24 protein-coding genes and 1 riboswitch are annotated in these 19152 nt (G+C 58.9%); of the genes, 19 read left to right on the top strand and 5 right to left on the bottom strand.

From position 1 onward, the window contains the following. Positions 1-94 precede the first annotated feature (94 nt). Positions 95-553, top strand: coding sequence for a cytochrome C (locus tag AB1A64_RS17865; RefSeq protein ID WP_366552797.1), 459 nt, complete (start codon positions 95-97; stop codon positions 551-553). Positions 554-594: 41 nt separating this feature from the next. On the opposite strand, the gene AB1A64_RS17870 is transcribed toward AB1A64_RS17865, so the two are convergent. Continuing rightward, positions 595-1203, bottom strand: coding sequence for a glutathione S-transferase (locus AB1A64_RS17870; protein WP_366552799.1), 609 nt, complete (start codon positions 1201-1203; stop codon positions 595-597). Positions 1204-1312: 109 nt separating this feature from the next. Beyond that, positions 1313-1512, top strand: a riboswitch (FMN riboswitch). Between the two features lie 72 nt (positions 1513-1584). On the opposite strand from AB1A64_RS17870, the gene AB1A64_RS17875 reads away from it, so the two are divergent. The 5 genes from AB1A64_RS17875 (at position 1585) to cobO (ending at position 5506) form a co-directional block, all read left to right on the top strand. Continuing rightward, complete coding sequence (locus tag AB1A64_RS17875) at positions 1585-2025, top strand: 6,7-dimethyl-8-ribityllumazine synthase (protein ID WP_366552801.1); 441 nt, start codon at positions 1585-1587, stop codon at positions 2023-2025. A 95-nt stretch (positions 2026-2120) separates the two neighbouring features. Then, a complete protein-coding gene (aroC, locus tag AB1A64_RS17880) occupies positions 2121-3221 on the top strand; it encodes a chorismate synthase (protein ID WP_366552803.1) in 1101 nt (366 codons plus the stop codon). Then, positions 3205-3867 carry an HD domain-containing protein gene (locus AB1A64_RS17885; protein WP_366552805.1) on the top strand — a complete coding sequence of 221 codons (663 nt, stop codon included), beginning with the start codon at positions 3205-3207 and terminating at the stop codon, positions 3865-3867. Before aroC ends, AB1A64_RS17885 begins: the two co-directional genes overlap by 17 nt. A 45-nt stretch (positions 3868-3912) precedes the next feature. Then, positions 3913-4848, top strand: coding sequence for a DMT family transporter (locus AB1A64_RS17890; protein WP_366552807.1), 936 nt, complete (start codon positions 3913-3915; stop codon positions 4846-4848). A 58-nt stretch (positions 4849-4906) separates the two neighbouring features. Beyond that, positions 4907-5506 carry a cob(I)yrinic acid a,c-diamide adenosyltransferase gene (gene cobO, locus AB1A64_RS17895; RefSeq protein ID WP_366552809.1) on the top strand — a complete coding sequence of 200 codons (600 nt, stop codon included), beginning with the start codon at positions 4907-4909 and terminating at the stop codon, positions 5504-5506. Between the two features lie 33 nt (positions 5507-5539). Here the strand turns inward: cobO and AB1A64_RS17900 are convergent, their stop codons facing one another. The 4 genes from AB1A64_RS17900 to AB1A64_RS17915 form a co-directional block, all read right to left on the bottom strand. Then, positions 5540-5737 carry a hypothetical protein gene (locus AB1A64_RS17900; protein WP_366552811.1) on the bottom strand — a complete coding sequence of 66 codons (198 nt, stop codon included), beginning with the start codon at positions 5735-5737 and terminating at the stop codon, positions 5540-5542. A gap of 254 nt (positions 5738-5991) precedes the next feature. Next, on the bottom strand, positions 5992-6363 hold the full coding sequence (locus tag AB1A64_RS17905) for a hypothetical protein (protein WP_366552813.1): 372 nt from the start codon (positions 6361-6363) through the stop codon (positions 5992-5994). A 109-nt stretch (positions 6364-6472) separates the two neighbouring features. Next, positions 6473-7423 (bottom strand): AraC family transcriptional regulator, encoded by a 951-nt coding sequence (locus AB1A64_RS17910; protein ID WP_366552815.1) that lies wholly within the window; start codon positions 7421-7423, stop codon positions 6473-6475. A gap of 127 nt (positions 7424-7550) precedes the next feature. Continuing rightward, positions 7551-8417 carry a branched-chain amino acid aminotransferase gene (locus AB1A64_RS17915; RefSeq protein WP_366552817.1) on the bottom strand — a complete coding sequence of 289 codons (867 nt, stop codon included), beginning with the start codon at positions 8415-8417 and terminating at the stop codon, positions 7551-7553. Between the two features lie 160 nt (positions 8418-8577). Between AB1A64_RS17915 and AB1A64_RS17920 the strand changes: the two genes are divergently transcribed. The 13 genes from AB1A64_RS17920 (at position 8578) to AB1A64_RS17980 (ending at position 19100) form a co-directional block, all read left to right on the top strand. Beyond that, positions 8578-9090, top strand: coding sequence for a MarR family transcriptional regulator (locus AB1A64_RS17920; RefSeq protein ID WP_170349648.1), 513 nt, complete (start codon positions 8578-8580; stop codon positions 9088-9090). After that, positions 9087-9788, top strand: a complete 702-nt coding sequence (locus tag AB1A64_RS17925; RefSeq protein WP_366552819.1) for a response regulator — start codon at positions 9087-9089, stop codon at positions 9786-9788. Before AB1A64_RS17920 ends, AB1A64_RS17925 begins: the two co-directional genes overlap by 4 nt. 69 nt (positions 9789-9857) lie before the next feature. Beyond that, positions 9858-10784 carry a histone deacetylase family protein gene (locus AB1A64_RS17930; RefSeq protein ID WP_366552821.1) on the top strand — a complete coding sequence of 309 codons (927 nt, stop codon included), beginning with the start codon at positions 9858-9860 and terminating at the stop codon, positions 10782-10784. Further along, positions 10781-11023, top strand: coding sequence for an exodeoxyribonuclease VII small subunit (locus tag AB1A64_RS17935; RefSeq protein WP_058282745.1), 243 nt, complete (start codon positions 10781-10783; stop codon positions 11021-11023). Before AB1A64_RS17930 ends, AB1A64_RS17935 begins: the two co-directional genes overlap by 4 nt. Further along, entirely contained in the window at positions 11024-11890 is an 867-nt protein-coding gene (locus AB1A64_RS17940) for a polyprenyl synthetase family protein (protein WP_366552823.1), read from the top strand. It begins immediately after the preceding gene. A 14-nt stretch (positions 11891-11904) separates the two neighbouring features. Next, positions 11905-13833, top strand: a complete 1929-nt coding sequence (gene dxs, locus AB1A64_RS17945) for a 1-deoxy-D-xylulose-5-phosphate synthase (protein ID WP_366552825.1) — start codon at positions 11905-11907, stop codon at positions 13831-13833. A gap of 239 nt (positions 13834-14072) precedes the next feature. Then, positions 14073-14351, top strand: a complete 279-nt coding sequence (locus AB1A64_RS17950) for a hypothetical protein (RefSeq protein WP_366552827.1) — start codon at positions 14073-14075, stop codon at positions 14349-14351. A 382-nt stretch (positions 14352-14733) separates the two neighbouring features. Beyond that, complete coding sequence (locus AB1A64_RS17955; RefSeq protein WP_366552829.1) at positions 14734-15162, top strand: hypothetical protein; 429 nt, start codon at positions 14734-14736, stop codon at positions 15160-15162. Further along, a complete protein-coding gene (locus tag AB1A64_RS17960) occupies positions 15159-15824 on the top strand; it encodes a MotA/TolQ/ExbB proton channel family protein (protein ID WP_366552831.1) in 666 nt (221 codons plus the stop codon). The genes AB1A64_RS17955 and AB1A64_RS17960 overlap by 4 nt, the downstream gene beginning before the upstream one ends. 31 nt (positions 15825-15855) lie before the next feature. After that, positions 15856-16182: a biopolymer transporter ExbD gene (locus AB1A64_RS17965; RefSeq protein ID WP_366552833.1), complete on the top strand. Its 327-nt coding sequence runs from the start codon at positions 15856-15858 to the stop codon at positions 16180-16182. Further along, entirely contained in the window at positions 16179-16556 is a 378-nt protein-coding gene (locus AB1A64_RS17970; protein WP_366552835.1) for a biopolymer transporter ExbD, read from the top strand. Before AB1A64_RS17965 ends, AB1A64_RS17970 begins: the two co-directional genes overlap by 4 nt. Then, on the top strand, positions 16553-17704 hold the full coding sequence (locus tag AB1A64_RS17975; protein WP_366552837.1) for a TonB family protein: 1152 nt from the start codon (positions 16553-16555) through the stop codon (positions 17702-17704). The genes AB1A64_RS17970 and AB1A64_RS17975 overlap by 4 nt, the downstream gene beginning before the upstream one ends. A gap of 373 nt (positions 17705-18077) precedes the next feature. Further along, a complete protein-coding gene (locus tag AB1A64_RS17980; RefSeq protein WP_366552839.1) occupies positions 18078-19100 on the top strand; it encodes a porin in 1023 nt (340 codons plus the stop codon). Positions 19101-19152: the final 52 nt, after the last annotated feature.

Here is a 19152-nt window from a genome sequence, read left to right on the forward strand (position 1 = left end):
TTTTATAACAGGTTATAAATAACTGAATTCGATTGCACTTTTAACGGGAATCCACGAAAGGCGGGAAAATTCCAACCTCTACAGGACGTTTTCAATGTCAAACCCCGTGTCACAATTCTTTGCACCAACGCTGACCCTTTTTCTGGCCATCGCGTCTCAGGCCGTGGCCGCTGGTGATCCGGCCAAGGGCGAAAAACTTTATAACCGCTGCTCTTCTTGCCACGCGATCATCAAAGATGGAGAAATTTTGGTCAAAGGCGGCATCACCGGGCCGAATCTGTATGGCGTGGTGGGTCGTGTTGCTGGATCCGAGACTGATTATCTTTACGGAAGCGAACGCCTGCCCATCGGAATGTTCACTGATGACATGATCCGTGCGGGCAACGAAGGACTTGTGTGGACCGAGGAAAATATCATCGCTTACTCGCAGGACCCGATTGGTTTCATTCAGGATTACCTGAATGACGAAACCGCCCGCCCGAACATGAGCGTGAAGCTGAAGAAAGGGGCCGAAGACATTGCCGCCTATCTGGCCACCTTCAGCAGCCAGTAACGCAAAAGGCTCCGCCCCATCCTCGGCGCGGGGCCTGTTTCCTAGGCTGGCGGGTGGGTGGCAACCATGCTTGGCCGCTCGCTGAAATCCGCATGCCACGCGGCCAGCGCGTCATTGCCCTTACGCCAACCACGCGCATCGTGCCGCAGGTCCAGATACCCCAGCGCACAGGCCACGGCGATCTGGCCCATATCCAGCGGACCCGTCAGATGGGCCATCCACCGTTGGTTCAGCGCAGCACAGGCGCGTTCGATCTTGCCCCATTGCGCATCCTTCCAAAGGTCCCATTGCTTATCCTCGGGACGGAAGCGCTCTTCATAGGCGATCGCCAAAGCTGAATCCATGATACCGTCTGCCAGCGCTTCCAGTGTCAGCACGTCCCAGCGCCCGGGACCCTCGGGGTACATCCCGGCCTCAGCGCGTGCATCCAGAAAGGCGCAGATCACCCGGCTGTCGAACAATGTCGGGCCATCGGGCCGCTCCAACGCAGGGATTCTGGTCAACGGCACCTTTCCCAGCAGGAAATCGGAGGGATCCAACGGCGTATTGGCAACGGTCATCACTTCGACATCGTCAATTTGGCTGGTTTCATGCAGCAAAACCATAACCTTACGCACATAGGGGGACAGTGGACTGTGATAGAGTCTCATTCACATTCTCCTTGACTTCAGAAACCTTACAGCAGCTGGTTTGAAACAAAACCCGTCAATTGCCAGCACCTTCACCCTTGCGGAACGGCGCTGGCCTTGGCAATGTCGATCCCGTTCTCAGGGCGGGGTGAAATTCCCCACCGGCGGTATGCGGGCCAAGACCCGTAAGCCCGCGAGCGGCCCCGCAGTGTCCACGATCCGAAAAGTGGGTACCGGTTTTCGCACTAATTGTGGAACTACTAAAGGGTGTCAGCAGATCTGGTGAGAGGCCAGAGCCGACGGTGAAAGTCCGGATGAAAGAGAACGTGCTAATGCGCCGCTCAGCGGCGTATTTGCTCGTGATCGCCTTGGGTGACGTGTCTGTTACGAAAGGAGATCATGATGACACACACCCGCTATGCTTTTATCAAAGCCAACTGGCATTCTGATATCGTTGACCGCGCGCTGGATGGGTTTCTGGACCTCATCCCCGCCGAGCAGGTCGACGTTTATGACGTCCCCGGCGCGTTCGAGTTGCCCCTGTTGGCCCGCGACCTAGCCCAAACCGGGCGCTATGCCGCGGTCGCCTGTGCCGCATTCGTCGTGGATGGCGGCATCTACCGGCACGATTTTGTGGCTCAGGCCGTTGTTGACGGGCTGATGCGCGCGGGTATGGATACCGGTGTTCCGGTCCTTTCGGTGTCGTTGACCCCACACCAGTATCAAGAGACCGACCACCACAACGCCATCTACCGTGACCACTTCGTGCAAAAGGGCCGCGAAGCCGCGCAGGCAGCGCTGAAAATCACTGAAACCCGCGCCGGATTGGCTTCGGCTGCGTGATAAGAACAAGGTTGGGGTCAAATGGCCCCAACCGCAAATCCGCTTGAGGCCGCGGGACTTGCCCGCTAATCACATCGTTCAAAGGAGCACGCCCCATGTCGATGAACAGCTTTGGACACCTCTTCCGCGTCACAACCTGGGGCGAAAGCCACGGGCCCGCTTTGGGTGCTACCGTCGATGGTTGCCCGCCGGGCGTTGCGATTGACGAGGCGATGATCCAGCACTGGCTGGACAAGCGCAAACCGGGGCAGAACAAGTTCACAACCCAGCGTCGTGAACCCGATCAGGTGAAAATCCTTTCCGGCGTGTTCGAAGGCCAGACCACTGGCACACCCGTGCAGCTGATGATCGAAAACACCGACCAGCGCTCGAAAGACTACGGCGACATCATGGACAAGTTCCGTCCGGGCCATGCCGACATCACCTATTGGCAGAAATACGGCATTCGGGATTATCGCGGTGGCGGGCGCAGCTCGGCCCGAGAAACCGCATCTCGTGTGGCCGCAGGTGGCTTGGCGCGCGAGGCGATCAAACAGATCGCGCCCAATGTGCAGATCACCGGCTACATGGTGCAAATGGGACCGCGCAAGATTGACCGCGCCAATTTTGACTGGTCGCAGATCGAACAGAACCCGTTCTGGACGCCCGACGCAGCAGCCGCCGAAGACTGGGCGAGTTATCTGGATGACTTGCGCAAATCCGGCAACTCGGTCGGCGCAGTGGTCGAAGTGGTAGCGCGAGGCGTTCCTCCGGGAATCGGAGCGCCCGTTTATGCCAAGTTAGACACTGATTTGGCCGCTGCGATGATGTCGATCAACGCCGTCAAAGGTGTTGAGATCGGCGAAGGCATGGCCGCCGCTGAACTGACCGGCGAGGCCAATGCAGACGAGATCTTCATGGGTCAGGACGGCCCGCAATACAGCTCCAACCATGCGGGCGGTATTCTGGGCGGTATCTCGACTGGGCAGGATCTTGTGGTGCGATTTGCGGTAAAGCCGACCTCGTCGATTCTGACCACCCGCAAAACCATCACTAAATCCGGTGAGGAAACCGAGATCATCACCAAGGGCCGCCACGACCCTTGTGTCGGCATCCGCGCTGTACCGGTGGGCGAGGCGATGATGGCCTGCGTAGTCCTCGACCACTTGCTGCTGCACCGTGGCCAGATCGGAGAGAACCGTGGACGGATCGGCTGATCTGCGCGCGCGCCTGCGCGCCGTCGTCGCGCAGCGGATGGAGACAGATCCGGCGCATGATCTGGCCCATCTGGACCGGGTTTGGGTGAACGCTCAGGCCATTGCGGACGATCAGACCGACATGCCCGTGTTGCTGGCCGCAAGCTATCTGCATGATCTGGTGAACCTGTCCAAGGACGACCCGGATCGCCATCTGGCATCCCGCCAGTCCGCGCAGAAATCAGAGCCTATACTGGGTAAACTTGGCTATAGCCCAGATCAAATCCGCGCCATTCAGCACGCGATTGAGGCGCACAGCTTTTCGGCCAATATCACGCCGGTTTCGCCCGAGGCCTGCATCCTGCGTGATGCGGACCGGCTGGACGCGCTGGGCGCGATTGGCATTGCGCGGAACTTTTCGGTTTCCGGCGCTTTGGGACGGGCTCTGTACGATCCGGCAGATCCGTTTGCCGCAAACCGGTCCTTGGACGATTTGACCTATTCGCTGGACCACTGGAAGGTAAAGTTGCTGGGCCTGCCCGGTGACATGCTGACCGAGGGCGGAAAAACCCTTGCGCAGCAACGCATCGAGTTGATGATCCGGTTTCTAGAGGACTTCGCGGAAGAGATCGGCCAGTCTCTGCCTGCGGGCTGGACGAATTCCTGATTCCACGCGTTGATCTTTGCCGAACAAAGGCGCAGGTTCGCGCCGATGGCAAAACCGTTAACATCGCATCGACCGCTGCTGGCCGTCGCTCTGAAAACGAGCGCGGTGTTTCTGTTCACAGTGATGGCTGGATTGATCAAATCCCAGTCTGATCACTTTCCACCCGGCGAGATGGTGTTTTTCCGGTCGCTGTTCGCCATTCCCGTGATCGTCATCTGGCTGATCTCACGCGGAGAATTGGCGCAAGGCTTTGTTGTTCGCAAACCCATGGGTCACTTCTGGCGCGGCGTACTGGGGACCACAGCGATGGGGCTGACCTTTACTGGCCTTGGTCTGATCCCCCTGCCCGAGGCCACGGCAATTGGTTACGCGACCCCGATTTTCACTCTGATTCTGGCGGCGATCATGCTGGGCGAGCGCATCCGCAAAATTCGGATCGCCGCCGTGGCCATTGGCCTTTTGGGTGTTCTAATCATGATCTGGCCCCGACTGGGCGGCAACAATATGGAGGCCGCAGCCACCCTTGGCGCGCTGTGCATTCTGGGGGCGACCATCGCGCGCGCCTTTGTGCAGATTCACATCCGGCAGTTGGTGCAGGTCGATCACCCGGCGGCCATTGTGTTCTATTTCTCGATGACCGCGACCTTGCTTTCCGGTCTGACCGTGTTCTGGGGCTGGGTCCTGCCCACGTGGGAGCAAGCCGCTGTTTTGATTCTGGCTGGGTTGATCGGCGGTGTGGCACAGATTTTAGTGACCTCGTCCTATCGCTTTGGTCAGGCGTCGATGCTGGCGCCCTACGACTATTCCTCGATGCTGTTTGCCATTGTCATCGGCTATGTCTGGTTCAGCGAACTGCCGACACTGGTGATGTTGATCGGTGCGGCGCTGGTGATCGCCGGCAATATCGTGGTGATCTGGCGAGAACATCAACTGGGTCTGGAACGAGGACGTGCCCGCGCCGTCACAGATCCCAAAGCCTGACCTTTACCTTTGCCAAACTTCCCCTAGGGTGTGGCGCGACACAAAATGAGGGTTCCCCATGAGCGACGCGCAGGATCACAAGGAAAAGATGCAGAAGGTGCAGGCTCAGCACCGCAAGAAAGTCTCAGAGGCGGTCGATCCCGACCGTGGGCTGGTGCTGATCAACACCGGCAAGGGCAAGGGCAAATCCTCGGCTGCTTTTGGCGTGGTGATCCGCGCCCTGGGCTGGGGGCAGAAGGTCGCCGTGGTGCAGTTCATCAAGGGCAAGTGGAAAACTGGCGAGCGGCGTTTCTTCGAAGAACGCGATCTGGTCACCTGGCATACGATGGGCGAGGGCTTTACCTGGGACACCCAAGACCGCGAGCGTGACATCGCCGCCGCCAACGCCGCCTTTGACAAGGCCCGCGCGCTGATGGCCAGCGGAGAGTATGATCTGGTGGTACTGGATGAGATCAACATCGCCCTGCGCTATGAATACCTGTCGGTTGATCAGGTGATTAACGGTCTGAACGAACGATCGGAAAAGACTAGCGTGTTCCTGACAGGGCGTGACGCCCCGCAAGCGCTGCGCGACTATGCCGATCTGGTTACCGAAATGACCGAAGAAAAGCACCCGTTCCAAGCCGGTATCAAAGCCCAGCGTGGCGTGGATTTCTGAAAACAGAGTCTAAACAGCCCCAAACCGGGGCTGTTACACCGCCCGGTTTTCATTAAGAAACCGGACTGACCCGCGTTGGCTGGCGGCGCTGTCAGGCAAACGGTCGGATGAACTGGCATCTGTGGCAGGTTTTTTCTTGTCGACATAGGCGCAAAAATCGTCGTCACAACAGCAGCCGCACGCGGTTGCGGCCTCATACCGTGCCATGATTTCGTCCAGCGGATCGCCCATACCAAACTCTTTCCGAACCAGTTTCGTTTCCGAGGCGGCGGCGGGCTCTCACCAAGTCACGCGCTAAGCCCGCAAACCGCCTCGAAATTCGGTGCCGGATAGTACCATACCCAGCGTCATCTTTTATCTGATTATTTTAGTCGGGAATTGCAAGGGAAAAAGCGCCGCGTGATCAGGTACGGTGCGTTTGATAAGCGACTATGAGCCGCCTGTTCTTGAAACAAGCGACTCACAGACATAAAAGCGGGCGTATTTCACACTCGGGCGGTTGCGCCCTGTTCCGACGCGCTAAGCGAGATGACTGCGACCACCGCCGCGCCGTTCAGCCAGTAGTAGATCGCATCCAGCCCCGAGAAGCCGAACAAGCTGGGTGCGGCCAGAAATGTGACGCCGACCAGCAAATCAACCGCCAGGTGGAATTTATAGGGCAGAACGCGCCAGACGCCGAGATGGTGGTCGGTCAGCACGGTCAGAACAAGCGCCGCAACGCCGGTGACCACAGATAGCCACAACGCCATTGGGTTGGATTGCCCCAGCCCCAAAACAAAAGGCAACACCATTAGCGCCAAAGCGACTGGGTAATCAAGATAAGCATGCACAGTGCGGGTAACGAAACGGACAGACATTGTTTTTTCCTTTCCTAAATTGGCATGGCACCAAGTTAGGATGGGTTAGTCGAACGTTTAATTCCGGATCGTTCGTGAAACACTGCAGATCGTTCGAAGTTTCAGCGGGTCAGTGCATGGACCGGTAAGCCGCCGGAGACAGGCCAATCTGTTTCTTGAAAACGCGGGAAAAGGCCGCTTCTGACGCATAGCCAACCTCGGCCGCCGCATCCGCCACGTTCCAGCGATTCTCAGTTAGGCCGTGACAGGCGATCTGCATGCGCCAATCCGTCAGATATTGCATGGGGGTCGTATTCATCTTCTCGGCAAACAACTGCGCAAAGGCGGTACGTGACATCCCGGCCTCACGCGCCAGCGACTCGACACTCCATTCCTGTGCAGGGGCCTGATGAAAGGCTGTCAGCGAGCGCGAGATGCGCGGATCAGCGAACCCGGCCAAGGCGGTATCGCTGGGACTTTGGTATTCCAGATGGGCGCGTATGGCCTGCGCAAACAGCACCTCAGACAGTTTCAGGGCGATCAGGTCGCCCCCAATCCGGGCACCGTTGATCTCGGACCCGATCATGCGCAGGGTCGCTTCGATCCAGGCACCGGCTTCTTCGCCGTAATTTTCGATCAGAATGTACGACGGCAGGCGGTCGATCAGCATATGACCTGCGCCCCTTCGACCCGGCGGGCCGGTGAATGAGAAATGACCGCAGACCAGCTGAGTATCGCGGCTTTTATCCTCGCCCCCGTAAATCAGGACGCCATCGCCTTGATACCCGGCCTTCTCCAGAACCTGCTCTAATGGCAATGCGTCCAGCGGTTTGATCTCATTGCACAGCAGCGCGTGCGCGGCCCCGTGCGGGATCAGGATCAAATCGCCTTGCTTGAGCCGCAGCGTTTCCCCTGTATTAGAGACGTATACCTTCAATTCACCGCGCTGAACAAAGTGGAACCGGGCGACATTTTGATAGGCCGGGACCTGGATACCGAAAGGCGGCGTGAATGACGTGCGGAAATAGAATGTCCCCCGCAGGGACAGGCGGGTGAGGATATCGCTGAGCAGGTCCAACATGGGCGTAACCTATCGCTGCCTGCGCCGTCGTCTAGCCCGTTGAACGATCTGCACAAGAACTTGAACGGCAGGCAAAGAAAAACCCCCACGAAATGCGGGGGTTTCTGAATACTCGTCTCTGGTCAGATCAGGCGCGAACCAGCGCCTCGTAATCCGCGGCGATCTCGCGGGTCAGATCTCCGACTTCGAAAGTGTAGTCGCCGATTTGGCCCACCGGGGTGACCTCGGCCGCTGTGCCAGTCAGCCAGCACTGCTCGAAATCGGCCATTTCTTCGGGCTTGATACGGCGTTCGATCACGTTGACGCCCTTGTCTTTCAGCATCTGGATCACGGTTTGGCGGGTGATGCCGTTCAGAAAGCAATCGGCCAACGGGGTGTGAACCTCGCCATCCTTGACGAAGAACACGTTGGCGCCGGTCGCCTCGGCCACATAGCCATTGTAATCCATAAACAGCGCGTCCGAGCAGCCCTTGGCCTCGGCCTTGTGCTTGGAGATGGTGCAGATCATGTAGAGACCCGCCGCCTTGGCATGAACGGGGATGGTTTCCGGGCTGGGGCGTTTCCATTCGGCGATGTCCAGCTTGGCACCTTGCATCTTGGCGTCGCCGTAATAGGCGCCCCAAGGCCAAACCGCGACGGCCATACGCACCGGGTTTCTGGCCGAGGCCACGCCCATATCTTCACCCGAACCGCGCCAGACAAGCACACGCACGTAAGCGTCCTGCAGACCGCTGGCTTTCAGGGTTGCTTCTTTGGCGGCTTCGATCTGATCGATCGTATAAGGCATCGGCATGTCCAGCGCGTCGGCAGATGCGATCAGACGCTCGGAATGCTCGCGGCTTTTGAAGATCTTGCCGTTATAAGCGCGCTCACCCTCGAACACCGAGGACGCATAGTGCATTGCATGAGACAGGATGTGTACATTGGCATCACGCCAAGGCACCAATTCACCGTCTATCCAGATCACGCCGTCACGATCATCATACCCCGCCATGCGAAACCTCCTGAACTGGGTTGAATTTTTCGCTTGTTGCGCCATTTAAGTCCGATGCGGACATTAAGTTGCGCAGAAACTGCGGTTCGATACCTGTCCACTCTTGGAATGTCAATAACGCTGACATAAAGTCGGTCCTGAGTAACGAATGAGGCAAACGATGTCGGATACGCGCCCCGCCCAAGTGTTTGGCGGTGAAAGCCTTTTGTTTTTGACCGACGAACAGTTGCGACAAGGGATCGAAGCGATGTTTTTCGCTTACCGGGGCTTTACCGCCGATCCTGATCGCATTCTGGCGCAACTGGCCTATGGCCGTGCCCATCACCGCGCCGTTCATTTCATCAACCGCGCACCTGGGACGACCGTGAACAACCTGCTGGCAATCCTGGGCGTGACAAAACAGTCTCTGAACAGGGTTCTGCGGACCTTGATCGATGACGGGCTGGTCGAAAGCCGCGTGGGCACGGTGGATAAGCGCGAACGCCATCTGTTTCTGACCGAAAAAGGCAAGGCGCTTGAGGCCAAACTCTCTGAGGCGCAGCGGGTTCGGATGCGCGCCGCCTACAAGGATGCGGGCCCCGAGGCGGTATCAGGATTTCGTAAAGTACTTGAAGCGATGATGGATGCTGATATGCGTCATGCTTACACGAAACTGCGGGATACGACCTCATGAGCGATTTGGATGCCCATCTGCTGATCGTCGACGACGATGAGCGTATTCGTGATCTGCTCAAGAAGTTCCTGATGCGCAGCGGGTTTCTGGTGACCGCCGCCCGCGACGCAGCCCATGCGCGGCGGGTGTTGTCGGGGCTGGACTTCGATATGATCGTTCTGGACGTAATGATGCCCGGCGAAGATGGCGTGAGCCTGACCAGAACACTGCGCGAAACCCATTCAACCCCGATCCTGCTGTTGACCGCACGTGGTGAGACCGAACACCGGATTGCGGGACTTGAGGCCGGTGCGGACGATTACCTGGCCAAACCGTTCGAGCCGAAAGAGCTGTTGCTGCGCATCAACGCGATCTTGCGGCGGATGCCGGAAACACCGGCACTGGATACGGCGACCAAGATTCTGACCCTCGGCCCGATCCGCTATGACGTGGAACGTGGTGAGATGTGGCAGGGCGAAGAACCGGTACGCCTGACCGCGACGGAAAGCCAGTTGATGAAGATCTTCTCGACCCAACCCGGTGAGCCGATCAGCCGCGCCAAGCTGGTCGAGGATTTGGGCCGCGACAAGGGTCAGGCGCAGGAACGCGCGGTGGATGTGCAAATCACCCGGCTGCGGCGCAAGATCGAACAAGACCCAAAGCAGCCGCGTTATCTGCAAACGGTCCGAGGCGCCGGGTATATGCTGGCGCCGGATTGATCAGGCCGCTGCGCGGCGATTATTGGCCTTCGGCGAAGGTATTTTTAGCCAGATGAACAGGGGATCGATATGAAAACCGCCCTTTTGACTCACGCGGATTGTCTGGGGCATGTCACCCCGGATGGGCACCCTGAGCGGGTGGCTCGGCTGGAGCATATCCTGCATGCATTGGAGTCATTAGACCTGAACCGGGTGACAGCGTCGCTGGCGGCGGATGACGATCTGCTGCGTATACATCCGGAAAGCTACATCCGGGATGTGCGCAAAATGCGCCCCGCGGACGGCTTTGCCCAGATCGACGGGGACACGTTCATGTCTCCGGGCTCGGTCGATGCGGCCTATCGCGCGGCGGGGGCTGTGGTGCGGGCGGTGGATATGGTGTTGGGCGGTGAGGCACAAAATGCGTTTTGTGCGATCCGGCCTCCGGGGCATCACGCCGAAACCGATACCGCGATGGGGTTTTGCCTGTTCGGCAATGCCGCGCTGGCGGCGAAACATGCGCTGGATCACCACGGACTGAACCGCGTCGCAGTGGTTGATTTTGACGTGCATCACGGCAATGGCACGCAGGATTTGCTGTGGGATGAGAAACGCGCACTTGTGATCACCAGTCAGCAGATGCCGTTATGGCCCGGATCGGGGCGTCCTGATGAAACCGGCGCGTTTGAGACCATTCTCAACATCCCCCTGTCCCCCGGTTCCGGCGGGGCCGAGATGCGCGCGGCCTATCAAACACAGGCTTTCCCGCGCCTGCGTGCGTTCAAGCCGGACCTGATCGTCATCTCGGCTGGATTTGACGCGCATCAGGACGATCCATTGGCCAATCTGAACTGGTCCACCGGCGATTTCGCCTGGGTCACCGCCGAGCTTTGCAAGATTGCCCAGGACCTTTGCGGGGGCCGTATCGTCTCGACTCTGGAAGGCGGGTATGATCTGAACGCACTGGCCCAGGCCACACGCGCCCATGTGGAAGAATTGATGAAGGCAGCCCGATGACCGATACCCCAGTAGACCAGATGACATTCGAACAGGCGATGAAAGAGCTTGAGGCTGTTGTTGGCCAGCTCGAGCGCGGCGATGTGGCGCTGGACCAGTCCATCGCGTTGTATGAGCGCGGCGCGGCGTTGAAAAAGCGCTGCGAGGAGGAGTTGAAGCGGGCCGAAGAAAAAGTGGCTGCCATTACGCTGGACGCCAACGGTCAGCCGACCGGGACGACGCCTGTCGAAGGTCAGTAAATGTTTCGTGAAATACTAGCGCAGGATGCGGCGCGGATTCAGGATCAGTTCGATCTGGTTTTGGGCGCGCTGGACGATCTGAATGTGACCGGTGCGATGGCCTATGCCACCAAAGGTGGCAAACGGTTGCGTGGGTTTCTGGTGCTGGAAAGCGCGCGCCTGCACGGTGTGGATGCAAGTCGTGCCGTTTGGCCCGCCACCGGGATCGAAGCGCTGCACGCGTACTCACTAGTCCATGACGATCTGCCCTGTATGGACGACGACGATCTGCGCCGCGGGCGGCCAACAGTGCATGTGAAATGGGACGAAGGCACTGCCGTTCTGGCCGGGGACGCATTGCAGACGCTGGCCTTCGAACTCTGCACCCGTCCCGAGGTCGGCACGGCCGAGGTTCGGGCAGAATTGGCTCTGACCCTTGCCAAGGCCAGCGGCGCGCAAGGCATGGTGCTGGGTCAGGCGCTGGATATCGCGGCGGAAACGGCTGCTGCCCCATTGACGTTGGACGAAATCACACGCCTTCAGGCAGGTAAGACCGGTGCCCTGATCGAATGGTCCGCCTGTGCCGGTGCGCGATTGGCGCAGGCCGACCCCGAGCCATTGCGCCAATATGCCCGGGCACTGGGGCTTGCTTTTCAGATCGCGGACGACATTCTGGATGTCGAGGGTGATGCCAAAAAGGCTGGAAAACGCCTGCAAAAAGATGCCGAGGCCGGTAAGGCCACATTTGTTTCTTTGTTGGGTCTGGATGCGGCCAAAGCCCGAGCGGCAGAGCTGGTGGATCAAGCCTGCGCCGCGCTGGACGGCTATGGCGCATCGGCAGAAACCTTGAAGGACGCCGCCCGCTTCGTTATTGCCCGGGACAGCTAAGCCAGGAACGCCATATGTCTGACCGCCCGAAAACGCCCTTGCTGGACCTTGTGAACCGCCCTGCGGATCTCAAGCAGTTCTCGGACGCGCAGCTGCATCAGGTGGCCCAGGAATTGCGAACCGAGACGATCTCGGCCGTGTCCGTCACCGGTGGCCATCTGGGCGCGGGGCTGGGTGTGGTCGAGCTGACCACCGCGTTACATGCGGTGTTCGACACACCGCGTGACAAGATCATCTGGGATGTGGGGCATCAATGTTATCCGCATAAAATCCTGACCGAACGGCGCGAACGTATCCGCACCCTGCGCATGAAGGACGGGCTGAGCGGCTTCACCAAGCGCAGCGAAAGCCCTTATGATCCGTTTGGGGCGGCGCATAGCTCAACCTCGATCAGTGCCGCGCTTGGGTTTTCCGTGGCCCGCGATCTGGGCGGTGTCACGCCCGAAGGGCTGGGTGACGCAATTGCCGTGATCGGCGATGGGTCGATGTCGGCTGGCATGGCCTTTGAGGCGATGAACAACGCCGGTCACCTGCGCAAACGCCTGATCGTCATCCTCAACGACAATGAGATGAGCATCGCCCCGCCCGTCGGTGCGCTGTCCAGCTATTTGTCGCGGATTTACACCGAGGCCCCGTTCCACGAGCTGAAAGCTGCCGCCAAAGGTGCGGTCTCGCTGCTACCCGAACCGTTCCGCGAAGGGGCAAAACGGGCCAAGGAAATGCTGAAAGGCATGGCGGTGGGCGGTACACTGTTCGAAGAATTGGGCTTTTCCTATATCGGCCCGCTCGACGGTCATGACATGGATCAGTTGCTGCCGGTTCTGCGCACCGTCAAAGCCCGGGCGACCGGTCCGATTCTGATCCATGTGTTGACCAAAAAGGGCAAGGGCTACGCCCCTGCCGAGCAGGCCCGCGACAAAGGCCACGCCACCGCGAAATTTGACGTGGTCACGGGTGAGCAGAAAAAGGCCCCGTCCAACGCGCCGTCCTATACGTCGGTCTTTGGCAAAGCGCTGGTTGATGAGGCGGGGCGCGATGACAAGATCGTTGCGGTCACGGCCGCAATGCCGGATGGCACCGGGTTGAACCTGTTTGCGGAACGCTACCCTTCGCGCTGTTTCGACGTCGCAATTGCGGAACAGCATGGCGTGACATTCGCGGCTGCGCTGGCGGCTGGCGGTATGAAACCGTTCTGCGCGATGTATTCGACCTTTTTGCAGCGTGGTTACGATCAGGTGGTGCATGACGTGGCCATTCAGCGCCTACCGGTGCGTTTTGCCATCGACCGTGCAGGGCTGGTGGGTGCTGATGGCGCAACCCATGCGGGATCCTTCGATATTGCCTATCTGGCCAACTTGCCCGGCATGACCGTCATGGCCGCCGCGGATGAGGCCGAACTGATGCACATGGTGGCCACTGCAGCCTCCCATGACGACGGACCCATTGCCTTCCGTTATCCGCGCGGCGAGGGTGTGGGTGTAGACCTGCCTGAACGAGGTGAGGTGCTTGAGATCGGCAAAGGGCGCATGATCCAAAAAGGTGCGCGCGTGGCGCTTTTGTCCTTTGGCACCCGCTTGGCCGAGGTGCAGAAGGCCGCCGAGGCCCTTTCAGCCCGCGGGATCACACCCACCATCGCCGACGCCCGTTTCGCCAAACCGCTAGACCGCGATTTGATCCTTGATCTGGCCGCTAACCACGAGGCTCTGATCACCATCGAAGAAGGCGCCGTTGGCGGCTTTGGCAGCCACGTAGCGCAGCTTTTGGCGGATGAGGGCGTGTTCGATCACGGGTTGAAATACCGCTCGATGGTGCTGCCGGATATCTTCATCGATCAGGCCAGTCCAACGGACATGTATGCCGTTGCGGGCATGAACGCCGAACAGATCGAGGCCAAGGTTCTGTCGGTTCTGGGCGTCACGACAATTGGCGAAAAACGCGCCTAATCAGGCACAAGTTTCTAGGTTTGAAAATGGCTGGTGTCCCAACAGGACATTAGAGCCCTATTTGCAGGTTCCGCAAAAATTCTCAGACAGAGATTCCCGACCTGACATCGTTGCAAAAAGAACGGGCTGAGTATTTCTTGCGGCGACACAAAATGCCTCCTCGCCTCTTCGCGCACTGGCTGATTATCTGCGGGCCATAGGCCGGTCCCCCGGCGATGATCCCAAATGCCGGGGCATGCATGCTGGTCAAGGCGTTGTTGAATACCACTGAAGATGACAAGGAACATGCGGAACAGGCCAACACGTATCTGAATTTGCTGGAAGCAGATATCGCCGAAGTGTTCCAGCGCGCGATCGCTTGCAAGGAGCTCAGCCCCGCCTTCAACCCAAACCGGCTGGCGCGACGATACCAATCGAACCTGAATGCAATCAGAATTGAAGCCTATCGTGGCATCACGCCTGAGGAGCTTGAAGAAGCAGCCGAAGATTTGGCGAGGGAAGTCGAAGCTTTAAGCTGAAAACCCTCTCATATACATCCGCGTTTGAGTGTGGGATTGGAGCCCCGTCAGCACTTGAATGAACTGCACTCTGGCACCGAGGATTGTGGCAATCGCAGGGCTCTGAATGCACTCGAAACTGGCCCGACATCGGGTCACTGCCAACGCGCCGGAATGATCGCTGACCTGTGCGATGGTCAGCCATGAAACCTCGGAACGGCCGCTATTGCAGCAGTTTGCGTCGTGATCCGCTGCAACAGACCCGCCAGCAGGGTTGAACGCGCCGAAAATCGCACTTTATCACAAAGATGTCGGCAACCCTTTCGCGACCCAGCGGTCTTGGATAAGACGGATACAGCGCTGTCAGAGCCTCTGCCTGCGTGAAACAATTGGGATCGTATTCATGAAGTTTCGCCCTATGGCCCTTGTTGCCATCGTTAGCACGCTGCCCTTTGCGGCTCAGGCCCAATCGGCGAAGGATGCGCCGGGGTTGGTGGTCGAACTGAACGCGACTGAAGATGTCGAAGGCGCCTGCCGTTTGACCTTTCTGGTCGAAAACGAAACCGCAACGGCGATCGACACTGCCAATTATCAGGTGGTGATATTCGATGCCGCTGGTGTGTTCGAACGCTTTACCCTTTTTGGATTTCGGGACCTGCCAGCGGAACGTCCCCGCGTCCGTCAGTTTGACGTGCGCGACATCGCCTGTGAAAATCTTGGGCGGGTTCTGATCAATGGGCTAAGCGGCTGTACCGTCGACGGTGCTGACAGCGAAATCTGCGACAAGACACCAACCTTGCGCAGCCGTACTGAAGTGGAGCTTTTGGGATGAGTATTCTTGACGCCCTGCGTGAAATTCTGGCCCTGGGCGGGCCGGTTGTGGCCATCCTGATCGCCATGTCCGTGGTGACGCTGGCGGTGACGTTGTACAAGCTTTGGCAATTCGCCGCCTCTGGCGTCGGGCGACACCGGGTGCTGTCGCAGGCGCTGGATGCTTGGGATGCCGGTGACAAGCAGGCAGCACGCGCGCGACTGGCCAAAAGCAACAGCTATCTTGCGCCGCTGGTCGGCGTGGCGATGGACGCGCCGGACGCACCCGGTCTAGATCAACGGTTGGATGCCGAGGCGGGGCTGGCGCTGGCCGGGCTTGAACGTGGTTTCCGCCTGCTGGACACGGTGGCGCAGCTGGCGCCGCTGCTGGGTCTGTTTGGTACGGTTCTGGGCATGATCGAAGCGTTCCGCAGCCTGCAATCCGCCGGATCCTCGGTTGATCCGTCGCTGCTGGCGGGTGGTATTTGGGTGGCGCTGGTGACCACCGCGGTGGGTCTGGCGGTGGCGATGCCGACCTCGATGGTGCTGTCGTGGTTCGAAAGCCGCACCGCGCGGGAACGGGTGTTCGCTGACAAGGCGCTGCGCACGGTATTGGTGCCGGGTCAGGCCATCCCGTTGGCCGAGGACGCACAGACCATGGCGGCCACGCCCGGACATGCGTAACCTCGCACCCTTTGTCAGGCGACCACTGGCGATGACACCGCTCATCGACGTGATCTTTCTGCTGTTGCTGTTTTTCATGCTGACCTCAACCTTCTCCAAATATGGCGAGATCGAGCTGAGCGCCGCCACAGCGGGTAGCGCAACTGCGGAGGCACCCCAAGACCGCGCCTTTGTCCAGCTGGGGGAAGAAAGGCTGGTTCTGAACGGTACCCCGGTCACGCTTGCGGACCTGACCACACAGGTGACGACCGGGCAGGTGCTGGTCAGTCTGGACCCTGACACGACGGCGCAGCGGCTGGTGGACCTGCTGGTTTTGCTGCGCGGGCGCGAAGGCCTCAGGGTGCTGGTGCTGGAATGATCCGACCTGGCCGCCCCCGCCGCAAACGCGACTCGACCATTGCGCTGATCAATGTCGTGTTCCTGATGCTGATCTTCTTTCTGATCGCGGGCACGGTGGCCACGCCGCTGGACCCTGATTTGAATCTGGTCGACACGTCCGAGTTGGAAGGTCGCGAACCGCCCGATGCATTGGTGTTGCACCGGGACGGAACGCTCAACTTTCGCGGCGCGCCGATGGACCCCGAAACCTATATGACGGGGCGTGACCCAGGACCGGTGCGCATCGTCCCGGATCGCGAGGCGTCGGGCGCGCGGCTGATGGAGGTGACGGCTGAGCTGCGCCGACTGGGTGCCGTATCCGTGTTTGTTGTGACCGAAAAGGCGCTGGAATGATCCGGGGGTCGGTCGTCATTGCGGTTCTGGCCGCGCTGCTGTCGCTGCTGCTGCATCTGACGGGGCTGGGCCTGACCACACCTAGACTGACCGGACAGTCAGGTGAAACCGATGCACCCGACAGGGTTGAACTGGGCAACAGTTTTGAAGATCTGGTTGAAGCTGTCGCTGAACCTGTTGAGCCAGAACCGGAGGAAACGCCTGAACCTCCGGTCGAAGACCCGCCCGAACCTGCCGAGATTCCAACCAGCGAAGTGCATGTGGCCTCGGACGACCCCCAACAAACCTTTGCGCCCGATACGGGCACCTCAGAAGTGTTGCAGCCCATCTCCCCCGAACCGGTCGAGTCAGAAGCCCCCGAGCCCCAGGAGCAGGAGACCACGGATGGCGACCAGAGCGCCAGCGACGAGGTGGAAGAAACTCCGGACGTAGAAACTGCCGAGGTTGTCGAAATCCCAGAAAGCAACCCCGAGGTGATCGAACCGATTACTGAAGTCCCCGCACCTGAACCGGTTCAGGCCGAGCAGCTTGCCGCGCTGCCGGACCCGCCCGAAGACGTGTTGCCATCAGTCGCGCCGGATATCCCCACCGAAAGCGAGGCGGTCGAACCCGATATTCCCGCCGCCCCGGCCGAATCCGCACCGCAGGCAGAGGAAAGCAGCGAAGGATCAGAACTGGCCGTGACCTCTTCGATCCGCCCACAACTGCCGGACCGTCGCCCACAGGCAGAACCGAGGGACGTGTTGCGCAGCGTGCGGGATTTCAGCAACCTTCGGTATCCTTCGCGCGAAATTGAATCCCCCCTGACCACATACGCGCGTCAGGGTGTCGACAGGTTCACTTCGGGCAATAGCGGCAGGCGCTCGGGCGGGCGGGGGCCCGGAAATTCGGACCGGACCAACTATGCAGGGGAGGTTCTGGTTCATCTGAACCGCGCGCCGATCGTCTATACAGCCGCGCGGGGCTTTGCGAGGGTGTTTTTCGTGATCAAGCCGGACGGAACCTTGGACTATGTAGAAGTCGTGGATACCAACGGCACACCAGATCTTGAACGGGCAGCCAAGGCACAGGTCGAAGCGGCCTCACCTTTTCCGAAACCACCAGGCGGGGTTAGCCGGTCGTTGTCTTTTGTCTATTACGGCAACTGATCTGCCGAAGGGCTCGGCAGGCTGAGCAGGTATTTTCAAAAGCATTGGATTTCGCCGATCAGCGTTGCCTTAAAGCGTCGGCATCAGTATCGAAAAGCCATTTACGGCTACTGGTTCAGTCTCTTTAAATTAAAGAGGTCGTGGCCTTTTTCTGTGATCAACTTTTTGTAATGGCATTTAGAGTTTATGCTAACTATTTAAATTTAAACAATAAAAAGTATATCCTCTGAAATCATCTGTGCAAAGGTGCAACGCAAGGCGTGGGCATGAAGGTCGATTGTCCGCGGGCGCTGTTGAGCATGCTCGCGATTTATTCGACTAGGCGCTCAGCCACATTTTGTAGCCAAACTCCTCACACACTCATGGGCTTATCATGAAACAACTTCTTTTTGCGTCGACCGCAACAATTGCAACCGCAGGCATCGCTGCGGCCGAGTCCGGCATCAACCTCAGCGGCTATGGCCGTTTTGGTATTGGTTACCTTGAGGACCGTCAGAACACGACACAGACCACCACCACAGCTAATGGTGCGGTAAACCAATCCACGGCAGATTCTGACGAGGCCATTCTGATCTCGCGTTTCCGTCTGAATATTGACGGTTTCACCGAAACCGACGGTGGCGTACGTTTTGAGGGTCGTGTTCGTCTGCAGGCTGACGAAGACTCCGACACTGGCGAAGCCAACAACGCCGGTCTGAACGGCGCACGGTTCTCTGTTATCTATGGTGGCTTGCGTGTTGATGCTGGCAACGTGGCCGGTTCATTCGACAACCTGGACGACTATTTCGGCACCGAGCCCGGCCTAGAAGAGTTTCTGGGTCAGTATTCGGGCGTGAACTACTCGTTCCTCGAGTATGAATCGACCGGTTCGGGCGACAATGCCGTGTTCTTTCAATACACCGTTGGTGATTTTGCTGTTTCGGCGTCCTACGACCAGAACACCATCTTTGCAAACAATGGCACTGGCGCAACCACGGACCGCGACCGCTGGGACGTAAGCGTGGCTTATACTTTCAACAACATCACTGCCTCGCTGGTTTATGGTGAAACCGAAGAAGGTGATGGTGTCGAAAAGGAAAGCCTGACCGTCTTCACCTTGGGTGCCGAATTCAATGACTTCTACGGCACGCTGTTCCTGGCGGACGATGATGTGGCCGACGATGATGAAAACGGCACCGCCTATGGTTTCTCAGTTGCCTATAACCTGGGTGCAGCGACCACGTTGCAGCTGGTCTATGGTGACGGCTCGGCCGATGACGACACGCGCAACATCGGTGTCGGCGCCATCTATGACCTGGGCGCGGGCGCTACGCTGCGTGGTGCCGTTGGCGAAGTTAAAGACGGTGACGAAGACGGCCGGATTCAGGCTGACTTTGGTGTCTGGTTCAACTTCTAAAGTGACCTGATCGACCTAGGTTCAAGGGCGGGCCTTCGGGTTCGCCCTTTTT

The organism is Ruegeria sp. ANG10 (assembly GCF_040705255.1).
Lineage (GTDB): Bacteria > Pseudomonadota > Alphaproteobacteria > Rhodobacterales > Rhodobacteraceae > Ruegeria.

What these genes read in the sequence shown, in the direction of transcription:
- AB1A64_RS17865 (WP_366552797.1), top strand. Translation starts at nt 95, where the DNA reads ATGTCAAACCCCGTGTCACAATTCTTTGCACCAACGCTGACCCTTTTT.
- AB1A64_RS17870 (WP_366552799.1), bottom strand. Translation starts at nt 1,203, where the DNA reads ATGAGACTCTATCACAGTCCACTGTCCCCCTATGTGCGTAAGGTTATG.
- AB1A64_RS17875 (WP_366552801.1), top strand. Translation starts at nt 1,585, where the DNA reads ATGACACACACCCGCTATGCTTTTATCAAAGCCAACTGGCATTCTGAT.
- aroC (WP_366552803.1), top strand. Translation starts at nt 2,121, where the DNA reads ATGTCGATGAACAGCTTTGGACACCTCTTCCGCGTCACAACCTGGGGC.
- AB1A64_RS17890 (WP_366552807.1), top strand. Translation starts at nt 3,913, where the DNA reads ATGGCAAAACCGTTAACATCGCATCGACCGCTGCTGGCCGTCGCTCTG.
- cobO (WP_366552809.1), top strand. Translation starts at nt 4,907, where the DNA reads ATGAGCGACGCGCAGGATCACAAGGAAAAGATGCAGAAGGTGCAGGCT.
- AB1A64_RS17900 (WP_366552811.1), bottom strand. Translation starts at nt 5,737, where the DNA reads ATGGGCGATCCGCTGGACGAAATCATGGCACGGTATGAGGCCGCAACC.
- AB1A64_RS17905 (WP_366552813.1), bottom strand. Translation starts at nt 6,363, where the DNA reads ATGTCTGTCCGTTTCGTTACCCGCACTGTGCATGCTTATCTTGATTAC.
- AB1A64_RS17910 (WP_366552815.1), bottom strand. Translation starts at nt 7,423, where the DNA reads ATGTTGGACCTGCTCAGCGATATCCTCACCCGCCTGTCCCTGCGGGGG.
- AB1A64_RS17915 (WP_366552817.1), bottom strand. Translation starts at nt 8,417, where the DNA reads ATGGCGGGGTATGATGATCGTGACGGCGTGATCTGGATAGACGGTGAA.
- AB1A64_RS17920 (WP_170349648.1), top strand. Translation starts at nt 8,578, where the DNA reads ATGTCGGATACGCGCCCCGCCCAAGTGTTTGGCGGTGAAAGCCTTTTG.
- AB1A64_RS17925 (WP_366552819.1), top strand. Translation starts at nt 9,087, where the DNA reads ATGAGCGATTTGGATGCCCATCTGCTGATCGTCGACGACGATGAGCGT.
- AB1A64_RS17930 (WP_366552821.1), top strand. Translation starts at nt 9,858, where the DNA reads ATGAAAACCGCCCTTTTGACTCACGCGGATTGTCTGGGGCATGTCACC.
- AB1A64_RS17935 (WP_058282745.1), top strand. Translation starts at nt 10,781, where the DNA reads ATGACCGATACCCCAGTAGACCAGATGACATTCGAACAGGCGATGAAA.
- AB1A64_RS17940 (WP_366552823.1), top strand. Translation starts at nt 11,024, where the DNA reads ATGTTTCGTGAAATACTAGCGCAGGATGCGGCGCGGATTCAGGATCAG.
- dxs (WP_366552825.1), top strand. Translation starts at nt 11,905, where the DNA reads ATGTCTGACCGCCCGAAAACGCCCTTGCTGGACCTTGTGAACCGCCCT.
- AB1A64_RS17950 (WP_366552827.1), top strand. Translation starts at nt 14,073, where the DNA reads ATGCTGGTCAAGGCGTTGTTGAATACCACTGAAGATGACAAGGAACAT.
- AB1A64_RS17955 (WP_366552829.1), top strand. Translation starts at nt 14,734, where the DNA reads ATGAAGTTTCGCCCTATGGCCCTTGTTGCCATCGTTAGCACGCTGCCC.
- AB1A64_RS17960 (WP_366552831.1), top strand. Translation starts at nt 15,159, where the DNA reads ATGAGTATTCTTGACGCCCTGCGTGAAATTCTGGCCCTGGGCGGGCCG.
- AB1A64_RS17965 (WP_366552833.1), top strand. Translation starts at nt 15,856, where the DNA reads ATGACACCGCTCATCGACGTGATCTTTCTGCTGTTGCTGTTTTTCATG.
- AB1A64_RS17970 (WP_366552835.1), top strand. Translation starts at nt 16,179, where the DNA reads ATGATCCGACCTGGCCGCCCCCGCCGCAAACGCGACTCGACCATTGCG.
- AB1A64_RS17975 (WP_366552837.1), top strand. Translation starts at nt 16,553, where the DNA reads ATGATCCGGGGGTCGGTCGTCATTGCGGTTCTGGCCGCGCTGCTGTCG.
- AB1A64_RS17980 (WP_366552839.1), top strand. Translation starts at nt 18,078, where the DNA reads ATGAAACAACTTCTTTTTGCGTCGACCGCAACAATTGCAACCGCAGGC.